At 68.3% G+C, this 12456-nt stretch carries 11 protein-coding genes; 3 read left to right on the top strand and 8 right to left on the bottom strand.

All coding sequences use genetic code 11. The annotated features are described in order from the left end of the window. Positions 1–93 precede the first annotated feature (93 nt). Positions 94–1101, top strand: coding sequence for a carbon-nitrogen hydrolase family protein (locus AACL56_RS13825; protein ID WP_339090384.1), 1008 nt, complete (start codon positions 94–96; stop codon positions 1099–1101). Positions 1102–1129: 28 nt separating this feature from the next. Further along, a complete protein-coding gene (locus AACL56_RS13820; protein WP_339090383.1) occupies positions 1130–2185 on the top strand; it encodes a phenylacetaldoxime dehydratase family protein in 1056 nt (351 codons plus the stop codon). Between the two features lie 88 nt (positions 2186–2273). On the opposite strand, the gene AACL56_RS13815 is transcribed toward AACL56_RS13820, so the two are convergent. The 8 genes from AACL56_RS13815 to AACL56_RS13780 form a co-directional block, all read right to left on the bottom strand. After that, on the bottom strand, positions 2274–3812 hold the full coding sequence (locus tag AACL56_RS13815) for a malonate--CoA ligase (RefSeq protein WP_339090382.1): 1539 nt from the start codon (positions 3810–3812) through the stop codon (positions 2274–2276). 30 nt (positions 3813–3842) lie between these two features. Then, positions 3843–4643, bottom strand: coding sequence for an enoyl-CoA hydratase/isomerase family protein (locus AACL56_RS13810; protein ID WP_339090381.1), 801 nt, complete (start codon positions 4641–4643; stop codon positions 3843–3845). Then, positions 4640–5626: a Bug family tripartite tricarboxylate transporter substrate binding protein gene (locus AACL56_RS13805; protein ID WP_339090380.1), complete on the bottom strand. Its 987-nt coding sequence runs from the start codon at positions 5624–5626 to the stop codon at positions 4640–4642. The genes AACL56_RS13810 and AACL56_RS13805 overlap by 4 nt, the downstream gene beginning before the upstream one ends. A gap of 94 nt (positions 5627–5720) precedes the next feature. Continuing rightward, on the bottom strand, positions 5721–7187 hold the full coding sequence (locus AACL56_RS13800; protein WP_339090379.1) for a malonyl-CoA decarboxylase: 1467 nt from the start codon (positions 7185–7187) through the stop codon (positions 5721–5723). Positions 7188–7236: 49 nt separating this feature from the next. Further along, positions 7237–7905: a GntR family transcriptional regulator gene (locus AACL56_RS13795; RefSeq protein ID WP_339090378.1), complete on the bottom strand. Its 669-nt coding sequence runs from the start codon at positions 7903–7905 to the stop codon at positions 7237–7239. Positions 7906–8020: 115 nt separating this feature from the next. Further along, positions 8021–8851: a prolipoprotein diacylglyceryl transferase gene (gene lgt / locus AACL56_RS13790; RefSeq protein WP_339090377.1), complete on the bottom strand. Its 831-nt coding sequence runs from the start codon at positions 8849–8851 to the stop codon at positions 8021–8023. Between the two features lie 273 nt (positions 8852–9124). Further along, positions 9125–9670 (bottom strand): hypothetical protein, encoded by a 546-nt coding sequence (locus AACL56_RS13785; RefSeq protein ID WP_339090376.1) that lies wholly within the window; start codon positions 9668–9670, stop codon positions 9125–9127. After that, on the bottom strand, positions 9667–10641 hold the full coding sequence (locus AACL56_RS13780; RefSeq protein WP_339090375.1) for a LysR family transcriptional regulator: 975 nt from the start codon (positions 10639–10641) through the stop codon (positions 9667–9669). The genes AACL56_RS13785 and AACL56_RS13780 overlap by 4 nt, the downstream gene beginning before the upstream one ends. Before the next feature lie 119 nt (positions 10642–10760). On the opposite strand from AACL56_RS13780, the gene ilvD reads away from it, so the two are divergent. Next, entirely contained in the window at positions 10761–12455 is a 1695-nt protein-coding gene (gene ilvD, locus AACL56_RS13775; RefSeq protein WP_339090374.1) for a dihydroxy-acid dehydratase, read from the top strand. Position 12456 lies beyond the last annotated feature (1 nt).

The raw sequence follows: 12456 nt of genomic DNA, 5'->3' as shown, positions 1-12456 counted from the left end.
TTCAAGCAACCCGCATGCCACAGCGCAAACCCGGTGCGCCACGCACGCGGCCCGTTACGTCCCTTGCCCTTTTCTTGCACCTGGAGAACCGACATGCCCACCACCGTTCACCCCAAGCTTCGCGTTGCCGCCGTGCAGGCCGCACCGGTCTTTCTCGACCTCGACGGCACCATCGACAAGACCATCGACCTGATGGCGCAGGCCGCGAAACAGGGCGTCCAGCTCATCGCGTTTCCCGAGACGTGGATTCCCGGCTACCCCTGGTGGATCTGGCTCGACTCGCCGGCCTGGGGCATGCAGTTCGTGCAGCGCTACCACGACAACTCGCTGGTCATCGGCTCAGCCGAGTTCGACCGGCTGAAGGCCGCGGCACGCAAGCACAAGCTGTGGTTGTCGTTCGGTTTCAGCGAGAAGGCCGCGGGCAGCCTCTACATCGCGCAGGCGCTCATCGACGACCAGGGCAACACGGTGCAGACGCGCCGCAAGCTCAAGCCCACGCACGTCGAACGCACCGTGTTCGGCGAAGGCGACGGCGCCGACCTGCACGTGGTCGAGACGCCCATCGGCAACATCGGTTCGCTGTGCTGCTGGGAGCACCTGCAGCCGCTCAGCAAGTACGCGATGTACGCACAGAACGAGCAGATCCACTGCGCCGCATGGCCGAGCTTCTCGCTTTACCGCGGCGCGGCCTATGCGCTGGGCCACGAGGTGAACAACGCCGCGAGCCAGGTCTATGCGGTCGAGGGCGGCTGCTTCGTGCTCGCGCCCTGCGCCACGGTGTCGAAGGCCATGAGCGACCTGATGTGCACCGACGCAGGCAAGCAGCAGATGCTGGGCATCGGCGGCGGCCATGCGCGCATCTTCGCGCCCGACGGTTCGCCGCTGGGCGTGCCGCTGGCCGAGCACGAAGAAGGCCTGGTGGTCGCCGACATCGACCTCGGCATGATCTCGCTGGCCAAGGCGGCGGCCGATCCGAGCGGGCACTACTCGCGACCCGATGTCACGCAGCTGCTGCTGAACAAGACGCGCCGCGAGCCGATGGTGGTGCAGCTCACGCCCGAGCCCGAGGCCAGCGCGCCGGAGCCGGTGGCCGTGGCCTGACCCGCACCCACGCCGAAGGAGCCGCCCCATGGAATCCGCCATCGCAGAGCACCTCAGGTGCCCCCGCACGCGCCATCGCCGCGTGGAAGACGACTACACGCCGCCCTACCCCGTCTGGTCGGCCCGCGCGCCGGAGGCCGTGAAGCAGGTGGTGATGGGCTGTTTCGGCGTGCAGTCGCGCGGTGCGCAGATGCAGGGCCGCGCCTGCGCCGCGCTCATGAAGATCAGCCGCGACTTCGCGCTGCCCGACGGTCCGGGCCACCACGACCTCACGCACCACGTCGATGCCGACGGCTACGACAACATGATCGCCATCGCCTACTGGCGCGATGCCGCGGCCTACACACGCTGGTGCGCCACGCCGGAGGTCGATGCGTGGTGGCGCTCCGACGAGCGGCTGTCGGAAGGCCTCGGCTACTTCCGCGAGGTGGCCTCGCCGCGCGTGGAGCACTTCGAGACCATGTTCAACACGCCCGACCGCTTCGAGGGCGTCGGCGTGGTGATGGGCGAAGTCAGCGGCGAACTTCAGGAGCACGGCTACTGGGGGTCGATGCGCGACCGCATCCCGCTGTCGCAGACCGATGCGATGTCGCCCTCCGGCGCGCGCGCGGTGATCGCCGGCACGCCGCGGCCGGGCCAGCGCGTGCGCGTGGCGGGCCACGAGAACATCGCGATGATCCGCTCGGGCCAGGCGTGGACCGACACCACCGGCCAGGAGCGCACGCTCTACCTCGACGACATGGAACCGGTGCTGCGCGAAGGCATGGACTTCCTGCGCGACGAGGGCCTGGGCATCGGCTGCTACAGCAACCGCTACATGCATCACCTCGACGCGCAGGGCGCGCCGATGCAGAAGTCCTTCGGGCTCAGCTACTGGCGCTCGCTGGCCGACATGGAGCGCTGGGCCGAATCGCACCCCACGCACGTGGCCATCTTCGGCAGCTTCATGCGCTACGTGCAGGCGCTGAACTTCCAGCTCCAGCTGCGCGTGTACCACGAGGTGTCGGTGCTCAAGGCCGACGAACAGAGCTACGAATACATCAACTGCCACGCCCGCAGCGGGCTGATGAACGGCATGGCCTGAGCGTTTCGTTGTCGCCCTTCTGGAACGGCAACGTAACCGCTTTGCGTCGGGCCCTTGCGCGGGGCCCACGCTGGCCTCCGGCGGACGCCTATGCGGCGAACAGCCCCTTGTGCTCCGCGCGCAGCAGCGCCTTCTGCACCTTGCCCATGGTGTTGCGCGGCAACTCGGGCACCACGAAGCAGCGCTTCGGAATCTTGAAGTTGGCGAGCCGGGACTTCAGGTCCGCCACGATGGCGTCCGCGTCGAGCGTGACACCGGCCTTCGGGATGACGATGGCCACGCCGACCTCGCCGAAGTCGGGGTGCGGCACGCCGACCACCGCGCTTTCGGCCACGCCGCTCATCTCGTTGATGTAGCCCTCGATCTCGGCCGGGTAGACGTTGTAGCCGCCGCTGATGATCAGGTCCTTGCTGCGCCCGACGATGGTGATGTAGCCCATGCCGTCGATCCTGCCGACGTCGCCGGTCTTGAAGAAACCGTCGGCCGTGAATTCTTCCTTGGTCTTCTCGGGCATGCGCCAGTAGCCCGAGAAAACGTTGGGGCCGCTGACCTCGATGTTGCCGATCTCGTCGGTGGTGCAGTCGCGCCCGCTGTCGTCGCGCACGCGAAGCTGCACGCCCGGGAGCGCGAAGCCGACGGTTCCGCCGCGACGCTCGCCCTGCTCCGGCCTGTAGGGGTTGGACGTGAGCATCGCCGTCTCGCTCATGCCGTAGCGTTCCAGGATGGTGTGGCCGGTGCGCTCTCGCCATTCGTCGAAGGTCTCGATGAGCAGCGGCGCCGAGCCCGCGATGAACAGGCGCATGTTGCGCACCGCCTTGCGCGTGAGGCCGGCCTCGGCCAGCAGGCGCACGTAGAGCGTGGGAACGCCCATGAACACGGTGGCCTCGGGCAGCTTCTGCACGATGCGCTTCGGGTCGAACTTGCCGAACCACAGCATCTTGCTGCCGTTGAGCAGCGCGCCGTGCAGCGCCACGAAGAGGCCGTGCACATGGAAGATGGGCAGTGCGTGGATGAGCACGTCGCCTTCGGTCCAGCCCCAGTAGTCCTTCAGCACCTCGGCGTTCGACAGCAGGTTGCCGTGCGAGAGCATCGCGCCCTTGCTGCGGCCGGTGGTGCCGCTGGTGTACAGGATGGCCGCCATGTCGCTCGCCTTGCGCTGCGCCACCTTGTGCTGGTCGCTGCACAGCGCGGCCACTTCGAGCAGCGTGCCGGTGCGGTCGTCGTCCAGCGTGAAGACGTGCTTCGTGCCCGCGGCCGTGGCAATAGGTGCGACCCACGATGCATTGCGGCTGGTGCACACGACCACGGCCGGTTCGGCGTTGCCGATGAAGTACTCGATCTCGGCGCTCTGGTAGGCCGTGTTCAGTGGCAGGAACACATAGCCCGCGCGCAGCGTGGCGAGGTACAGCAGCATGGCCTCGACCGACTTCTCGACCTGCACCGCGATGCGCGCGCCCTTCTCCAGCTTCAGCGCATCGAGCAGGTTGGCGATCATGGCGCTGGCGCGCTCGATGTCGCGCCAGGAATAGAACAGGCCGTTGTCGGTCTCGACCGCGATGCTGTCGAGGTCGGCGGGGAATGCCGCGCGCAAGGCGGCGAACAGGTTGGAGTTGGCGGTCTTCGTCATCGCTTGTCTTCGGACGGTGTCTTCGGTCGTTCAGAAATTCGGGGTGCGCTTGGCCAGGAAGGCATCGATGCCTTCGCGGTGTTCCGCGGAATCGGCATAGTCGTAGGCGGTGGGCAGCAGGCCGTGGGCCGACGGTGCACCGGAGCGCAGCGCGGCAAAGGTCTGCTTGTGCAGCCGCGCGGCCTGCGGCGAGAGCGCCGAGATGCGCGTGGCATGGGCCTGCGCGGCGGCGGCCACCTCGTCGTCGGGCAGCACCGACAGCAAAAAGCCCGCGTCGTACAGGCGCTGCGCGCCGTGCACGCCGGCGGCCAGCAGCATGTCGCGCGCGAGCACGTCGCCGACGGCGCCATGCACCAGCGCCGCTTCGCGCGGCGCCATCGGAAAGCCCAGCCTGGCGATCGGCGCGCCGAACTTCGCGGACGCGCCGGCCAGGCGGATGTCGCAGCAGCTCGCGATCTCGACGCCCGCGCCCATGCACGCGCCCTCGATCTGCGCGACCAGCGGCAGCGGGCAGTCGAGCATCGCCTGCAGCGCAGCCCACACTTCGTTCTCGTGGAATTCGCGCAGGCTCGGTTCTTCGAACCGGAACGACGGGTACTCCGAGATGTCGCCACCTGCGCAGAAGGCGCCGCCCTCGCCGCGCACCACGACGCAGCGCGGCCCGCCATCGCCGGTCCCGTTGCGCAGGCCGTCGAACACCGCGCGCAGTTCGCGCCACATGGCGCGCGTCATCGCGTTCAGGCGCCCCGCATTCGACAGCGTGACGAACGCGACCGCCGTGCGGCCCTCGCCCTTGCAGCGCAGCGAAACCTGGCTCTGGCCGGCCGTCATTCGAGCTTGGCGCCCGACGCCTTCACGACCGTGGCCCAGCGCTTGATCTCCGAACTGACGAAGTTGCCGTAGGCGGTGGTGGTGAGGTTCGGGATCTCGGAGCCGTTCTGCGCCCAGATGGTCTTCAGGTCGTCGGTGGCCAGCGCCTTCTTCATGTCGTCGATGGCGCGTGCCTGCACGTCCGCCGGCGTGGCCTTGGGAGCCCAAAGGCCGTACCAGGTGGTGACGGTGTATTCGGGCAGGCCGACTTCGGCGGCGCAGGGCACGTCGGGGAACGCCGGGTTGCGCTTGCTGCCGGCCACCATCAGCGCCTTGATGCGGCCGCTCTTGATGTGCTGCGCCGACGAGCCCAGGCCGTCGAACATCAGGTCGACGTTGCCCGAGATCAGGTCCGACAAGGCCGGGCCCGCGCCGCGGTACGGGATGTGGGTGATGAAGGTGCCGGTCTGGATCTTGAACAGTTCGCCCGCCAGGTGGTGCGATGTGCCCGCGCCGGCCGAGCCGTAGTTGAACTTGCCGGGACTGCGCTTCACCAGCGCGATGAACTCCTGGATCGTGGTGGCCGGGACGCGCTTGGGATTGACCACCACCACCTGCGGCACGTTGGCCAGCAGCATCAGCGGCGCGAAGTCCTTCTCGATGTCGTAGTCGAGCCTCGGATAGATGGACGGCGCGATGGCATGGTGCACCGCACCCATGAAGAGCGTGTAGCCGTCGGCCGGCGCCTTGGCGGCAATGCCGGCGCCCAGCGTGCCGCCGGCGCCGCCGCGGTTGTCGATGACGAGCGTCTGGCCGGCGATGCGCGAGAACTGCCCCGAGATCGGCCGCGCGAACGCATCGGTGCCGCCGCCTGCCGGGAATGGCACGATCATGGTCACCGGCTTGGTCGGCCAGCCCTGCTGGGCGCGCGCGCCGCCGCACAGCACGGCGGCGCCGGCAGCGGCCGCGCGCAGGACATCGCGGCGTTGAAAACCTGGGTTCATTTGTCTCATCTCCTGTGTCGTTGTGGATTTTGCCGCCCGATGCGGCCGCCGGCTGATTTCGCGTTGTCGCGTCGTCGCCGGCCTGCGAACGCCATCAGCCTTTTTTGAAGTACAGGCTTTCGATGTCTCCCGATACAGCGACCTTGCCGTCGGCCAGCCAGGTGCGGTGTTTGTCCAGGCGCTTCAGGTCGTAGAGGTAGTTGACCATGAGCCCGTAAGACTGCTTCTGCCCCTTGGGCGACGGATCGCCGGCCCAGTTCAGCCGCTCCACGCGGGCACCGTTGCCCAGGTGGAAACGTGCGACAGGGTCTGCCGGCGTGCCGTCGACCAGTGCCCGGCCGAGGTATTCGGCGGCGGCCTGCATGAGCCATTGGCGCAGCGGCGACTTCGCATCGAAGGTGGTGGCCGCATCCACGGCCGCGAGCAGGCGCTCGGCCGTGGGCGGCAGCGAGCCGACGAGCCGGCCGAGTTCGGCCTCGCGCTTCTCGTCCAGGCGCGGCAGCAGGTCGGCCGCGTTCTTCGCGAGCCAGGTGCGAAAACCCGGGATCGGCGACAGCGTGGCGAAGGTCTTCAGGCGCGGCAGCTCGTCCTGCAGGGTCTCGACCACGCGCTTGATGAGCGAGTCGCCGAAGCTCACGCCGCGCAGGCCGTTCTGGGTGTTGCTGATCGAATAGAAGATGGCCGTGGTGGCCTTGGCGGGCAGCACGGGCACGGCCGCCTCGTCGAGCAGCGGCGTGATGCCGTCGCTGATGCGGTCGACCAGCGCCACTTCCACGAAGATGAGCGGCTCGTTGGGCAGGCGCGGATGGAAGAAGCCATAGCAGCGGCGGTCACTGTCGTCGAGCCGGTTCTTCACGTCGGACCAGCTCTTGATGTCGTGCACCGCCTCGTAGCGGATGAGCTTCTCGATCAGCGAGGCCGGCGAGTCCCAGTCGATGCGGCGCAGCTCGAGGAAGGCCACGTCGAACCAGGTCGAGAAGAGGTGCTCGAGCTCGGCGTCGAGCGCGAGCAGTCGCTTGTCGGCCTTCAGGTTGGGCAGCAGGTCGGCGCGCAGGTCGACGAGAAAGCGCATGCCCTCGGGCTCGACCGCGAAGCGCTGCAGCAGCCGCATGCGCGGCGACACCAGCGCGCGGCGCAGGCGCAGCTCGGCCTGCCCTTCGTCGGGCGTGCCGACGGCGTTCTGGTGCTGGTCGCGCGCAGTCTTGAGCTTTTGAGCGTCGGCGGCGAAATGCTCGCTCATGAGCGCCCAGTAGTCGCGCCGCTCCTCGGCCGTGGCGGCGCGGTAGGCATCGGCAATGGCATGGGCACGGCGTCCGCCCTCGACTTCGCTCACGCGCGGGTCGATCACCGCCTGCAGGTCGGCCAGCACGCGGCGCAACGCGCGCGGCGACAAGGCCTCGTCGGCCTTGCGCAAGGTGACCAGCAGCCGCTCGGCCGTCGAACGGGCGCTGGGCTTGGGCGCGTTCTTCGGCGCGCCCTTGGCGGCCGCCTCGGGCGCCACCGGCACCTTGGACTTCTCGCCAGGACGCAGCCGCGCCTGGAACCATTCGGTCGCACTCATCGGGGCACTCCAATGCTTGTTGAAAAGGGCCGGTCGCGACGCGCGGTCGTCACGACATCACCCTGGATTTCTGCTGGCGCATGACCTCGCGCAGCGCCTCGCGCTGGCGCGTCATGTGCGTGCGCATGGCCGCGTCGGCGCCCTCGCTGTCGCGCGCCTTGAGCGCGGCGAACACGGCCAGGTGCTCCGACAGGCTCTGGTCGAGCCGCCCCGGCGCATGCAGCTGCTGCAGCCGCGCGAGCTTGAGGATCTTGCGCAGGTCGCCGATCACCTGGGCCAGCCACCTGTTGTCGGCGAGCTTGATGATCGCCTCGTGAATGATGTGGTTGGTGGCGTAGTAGTCGTTGATGCGCCTGGCCTTGGCGTGGCGCACCAGCCGCTCGTGCAGTTCGTCGAGCTCGTGCAGTTCGGCGTCGCTGGCGTTGCGCGCGGCCTCGTAGGCGCAGCGGCCCTCGAGCAGCGCGATGACGGGAAAGATCTCGTCGAGGTCGCGCTCGGTGACCTCGTTGACGAAGCAGCCGCGCCGCGGTTCGTGGCGCAGCAGGCCTTCTGCCGTGAGCACCTTGAGCGCTTCGCGCAATGGCGTGCGGGAGATGGACAGGCGCTCGCACAGCGACACCTCGTCCACGAAGCTGCCGGGCGCCAGCGTGCCGTCGAAGATCTGCTCGCGCAGCGTGGCGGCGACCTCGTCGTGCAGGGAGTTGGGAACCAGTCGCATGGGATCAGGACCGCATAATTTCCTGTAATTACGCGTAATTCTGAGCCTGCCCGCGAAGAGGCGCAAGGGCCGCGCACCCCGTGCGCGGCTGGGATTTACCCTGCGTACCGACGTATCAAGCGCGTGCGGCGGTCGCCCTCGTGCCGGCCCGGCCGAACCAGAACCACAGCGCGATGCCGGCGATGACCATCGGCACGCTGAGCCACTGGCCCTGGCTCAGATTGAGCGCACGCAGGCCGAGGAAATCGTCAGGCTCGCGGAAGTACTCCGCGACGAAACGCAGCACGCCGTAGCCGATCAGGAACACCGCGGCCACCTGTCCCTGCTTGCGTTCCTTGCGCGCGTAGAGCCACATCACCGCGAACAGCAGCAGGCCCTCGAGCAGGAACTGGTACACCTGCGACGGATGGCGCGGCAGCATCGATCCGCTCTGCGGAAAGACCATGCCCCACGGCAGGTCGGGATTGCTGAAGCGGCCCCAGAGTTCGCCGTTGATGAAGTTGCCCACCCGGCCTGCCGCCAGGCCGGTCGGCACGCAGGGCGAGACGAAGTCCATCACCTGCCAGAACGGGCGCGCGCGCGAATGAGAGAACCACACCATCGCGCCGATCACGCCGAGCAGCCCGCCATGGAAGCTCATGCCGCCCTGCCATACGTAGAGGATCTCGAGCGGATGCGTCAGGTAGAACTCGGGCTTGTAGAACAGGCAGTAGCCCAGGCGCCCACCGACGATGACGCCCATGACGCCGAGGAAAAGTATGTCCTCGATATCCTTGCGCTGCCATGCGCCCGCGCCGACGAGCGAGCGGTACGGCTCGTGCCGCAGGCGTCGCGTGCCGAGGAAATAGAACAGCGCAAACGCGGCCAGGTAGGTCAGGCCGTACCAGTGGATGGCCACCGGCCCGATTTGCAGGGCGATGGGGTCGATATGCGGATACATGAGCATCCGCGGATTGTGCCCGCGCCGGATGTCGGGTCCGGGTCGGGGATATTCGCTGTCCGGCTACCGCCCGAGCCGCCATCAGAGCAGCCCCGCGATCGCTGCCGGCACCGCGAGGATCAGCAGGAGGATCGGCAGTTCCTCCGCCACAAACTACCCGGACCTGTCGCGCCGCATGCAGGCCTTCGCGGCCTGGCTCGAAACGGTGCTGGCCGACGCCCTCGACGGGCCGCAGCCGGCACAACCCGCCCATGCCGGCGCACGCCGCCGCGAGCCCCGTCAGGGCCGCGACTTGCCCTCGCGCCCGTAGGGCAGCCTCTTGATGAGGTTGAACTTTCCACGGCTGAATTCGTGGAACTCGACCACGTCCTTGCCGTCGCCGTTCACACCCTCGATGTCGCCCGCCTGCACCAGCAACCGGCTCGACAGCTTGTAGATGAGCTCCTGCCCGTCTTCCTTCTCGAATTCGGGCTTCAGCGGGTAGACGCTCGTCAGCGCGCCGGGCATCGGCGTCGCGTGGCCGGTGACGGCATCGATCACCGCGCCGGTGTTGCAGCCACCGGTGCCGCAGCCCCAGCGCACGACGATGTAGCGGCCCGCAAACTCGGGCTTGCCGCTGGCGACGGCCTCGCGCAGCCGGGTGCGGTACGCGCGGGCGAAGTCGCTGTCGAGCACCAGCGAATGGTTCGCTCCGGTGTGGGGCGCATCGGCCGGGTAGTCCTTGAATTGCGGCACGGCGGCCGGTGCCTGCGCCATGGCGGCAACCGTACAGAGCATGGCGGCGCCGGCGGCAAGCCGGGCCGGCAAAGCAAAGCCCATATTCATTCGGTGCCCTCCTCGGGGCTAGCAGGGTTGTTCGTGTTCATCCCGCGCTCGCGCACGAACGAGACGAAACGGGCAAGCGCCGGATTCGAAGCCTCTTCGGGCCACACCAGGCTGGTTTCGCATGCGGGCAGCACCGGCGCGCTGCGGCGCCGCGCAAGGGGCGCGAACTCCTCGGCGCGGCGGTACACCACGCCCGCGCGGCGGAACTGCGTGACGCTCTCGGGCACCCAGGCAACGCCGATGCCGCCCGAGACGAGGTTGACGATGGTCTGCATCTGTATCGCCTCCTGGCCGAGCAGCGGCGTGCGACCGGCCGCGTGGTACAGGTCGAAGATGGCGTCGTGCAACGACGGCACGATGCGGCGCGGAAAGATGACCAGCGGCTCGGCCAGCACGTCCGCCATCAACAGCCTGTGGGCGCCGGCAAGGGCGTGGCGCTCGGGCAGCGCGAGCACGAGCGGCTCCTGCGACACCGCCAGCCGCGCGAGGCCCGGCGGCGCGGCGCCGGGCGAATGCAGCATCAGCCCGGCGTCGATCTCGCCGCGCGCGAAGGCCTCGAGCTGCACGTCGCCCGTGGCCTCGACCAGTTCGAGCGCCACCTCGGGGCACAGCACGCGGAACTCGCGCACCCAGGCCGGCAACTGTTCGAACCCGACCGTCGAGACGAAGGCGATGCGCACCCGCCCCACCTGCCCTGCCGCGGCGGCGCGCGCACGGGCAGGCAGCGCCTGGGCACGGGCCAGCAGTTCGCGCACGTCGGGCAGCAGCGCCTCCCCGGCCGGGGTGAGCGCCACGCGCCGCCGCGTGCGGTCGAACAGCGCCACGCCCAGCGTCTTCTCGAGCTGTGCGATGGCCTGCGTGACAGGCGGCTGGGTCATGTGCAGGCGCAGCGCGGCGCGGCCGAAATGCAGCTCCTCGGCCACGGCCAGGAACTGGCGCCAGGCACGCAGGTCGATCAGGCTTTCCTTCATATGCCGAGCATATCAATCGACAACGCAAATCGGATTGGAACCAATCAATCAGAAGTCCGATACTTGAGCCCGTCGCGCCCCGCTCGCGATTCCCCACACCCCACGACAGAAGAGACACCATGGACACCAAACCGATCCAGATCAATCGCCGCAGCGCCAACATCGTCGAAGGCAAGAGCCGCGCGCCCAACCGCTCCATGTTCTACGCCATGGGCTACGAGGAATCCGACTTCAAGAAGCCCATGGTCGGCGTCGCCAACGGCCACAGCACCATCACGCCCTGCAACTCGGGCCTGCAGAAGCTGGCCGACGCGGCCATTGCCGGCATCGAGGAAGCGGGCGGCAACGCCCAGGTGTTCGGCACCCCCACCATCTCCGACGGCATGGCCATGGGCACCGAAGGCATGAAGTACTCGCTGGTGAGCCGCGAGGTCATCTCGGACTGCATCGAGACCTGCGTGGGCGGCCAGTGGATGGACGGCGTGCTGGTGGTCGGCGGCTGCGACAAGAACATGCCCGGCGGCATGATGGGCATGCTGCGCGCCAACGTGCCCGCCATCTACGTCTACGGCGGCACCATCCTCCCTGGCAAGTACAAGGGCCAGGACCTGAACATCGTCAGCGTGTTCGAGGCCGTGGGCCAGAACGCCGCAGGCAACATGAGCGACGAGGACCTGAAGGAAATCGAGAAGCGCGCCATTCCCGGCACCGGCTCCTGCGGCGGCATGTACACCGCCAACACCATGTCGAGCGCGTTCGAGGCGCTGGGCATGTCGCTGCCCTACTCGTCGACCATGGCCAACCCGCACGACGAGAAGCAGAACTCGGCCAAGGAATCGGCCAAGGTGCTGATCGAGGCCATCAAGAAGGACCTGAAGCCGCGCGACATCGTGACCAAGAAGGCCATCGAGAACGCCGTGGCCGTCATCATGGCCACCGGCGGCTCGACCAACGCGGTGCTGCATTTCCTGGCCATCGCGCACGCGGCCGAGGTCGACTGGACCATCGACGACTTCGAGCGCATGCGCAAGAAGGTGCCGGTGATCTGCGACCTGAAGCCCTCGGGCAAGTACCTCGCGGTCGACCTGCACCAGGCCGGCGGCATCCCGCAGGTCATGAAGGTGCTGCTGAAGGCCGGCCTGCTGCACGGCGACTGCGTCACCATCAGCGGCCAGACCATCGCCGAAGTGCTGGCCGACGTGCCCGACGTGCCGCGCGCCGACCAGGACGTGATCCGCCCGATCGACAAGCCCATGTACGACGAAGGCCACCTGGCCATCCTGAAGGGCAACCTGTCGCCCGAAGGCGCGGTCGCCAAGATCACGGGCCTCAAGAACCCGGTCATCACCGGCCCGGCGCGCGTGTTCGACGACGAGCAATCGGCACTCAAGGCCATCCTCGACGGCAAGATCAAGGCAGGCGACGTGATGGTGCTGCGCTACCTCGGCCCCAAGGGTGGGCCCGGCATGCCGGAAATGCTGGCCCCCACGGGTGCGCTGATCGGCGCCGGCCTGGGCGAGAGCGTGGGCCTGATCACCGACGGCCGCTTCTCGGGCGGCACCTGGGGCATGGTGGTCGGCCACGTCGCGCCCGAAGCGGCTGCCGGCGGCACCATCGCATTCGTGAACGAAGGCGACTCGATCACCATCGACGCGCACGAACTCAAGCTCGAGCTGAACGTGCCCGAAGCCGAGATCGCCAAGCGCCGCGAAGGCTGGAAGGCACCGGCACCGCGCTACACGCGCGGCGTGCAGGCCAAGTTCGCGTTCAACGCCTCGAGCGCCAGTTCGGGCGCCGTGCTCGACAAGTTCTGAA

It is taken from the genome of Variovorax paradoxus (assembly GCF_902712855.1).
Classification (GTDB): domain Bacteria; phylum Pseudomonadota; class Gammaproteobacteria; order Burkholderiales; family Burkholderiaceae_C; genus Variovorax; species Variovorax paradoxus_Q.
The sequence above is the reverse complement of the archived record's forward strand: the minus strand, read 5'-3'. Positions and strand labels throughout refer to the sequence as shown.

Bases quoted from the DNA above. Each gene is read 5' to 3' on its own strand.
- AACL56_RS13825 (WP_339090384.1), top strand. From the start codon at position 94: ATGCCCACCACCGTTCACCCCAAGCTTCGCGTTGCCGCCGTGCAGGCC.
- AACL56_RS13820 (WP_339090383.1), top strand. From the start codon at position 1,130: ATGGAATCCGCCATCGCAGAGCACCTCAGGTGCCCCCGCACGCGCCAT.
- AACL56_RS13815 (WP_339090382.1), bottom strand. From the start codon at position 3,812: ATGACGAAGACCGCCAACTCCAACCTGTTCGCCGCCTTGCGCGCGGCA.
- AACL56_RS13810 (WP_339090381.1), bottom strand. From the start codon at position 4,643: ATGACGGCCGGCCAGAGCCAGGTTTCGCTGCGCTGCAAGGGCGAGGGC.
- AACL56_RS13805 (WP_339090380.1), bottom strand. From the start codon at position 5,626: ATGAACCCAGGTTTTCAACGCCGCGATGTCCTGCGCGCGGCCGCTGCC.
- AACL56_RS13800 (WP_339090379.1), bottom strand. From the start codon at position 7,187: ATGAGTGCGACCGAATGGTTCCAGGCGCGGCTGCGTCCTGGCGAGAAG.
- AACL56_RS13795 (WP_339090378.1), bottom strand. From the start codon at position 7,905: ATGCGACTGGTTCCCAACTCCCTGCACGACGAGGTCGCCGCCACGCTG.
- lgt (WP_339090377.1), bottom strand. From the start codon at position 8,851: ATGCTCATGTATCCGCATATCGACCCCATCGCCCTGCAAATCGGGCCG.
- AACL56_RS13785 (WP_339090376.1), bottom strand. From the start codon at position 9,670: ATGAATATGGGCTTTGCTTTGCCGGCCCGGCTTGCCGCCGGCGCCGCC.
- AACL56_RS13780 (WP_339090375.1), bottom strand. From the start codon at position 10,641: ATGAAGGAAAGCCTGATCGACCTGCGTGCCTGGCGCCAGTTCCTGGCC.
- ilvD (WP_339090374.1), top strand. From the start codon at position 10,761: ATGGACACCAAACCGATCCAGATCAATCGCCGCAGCGCCAACATCGTC.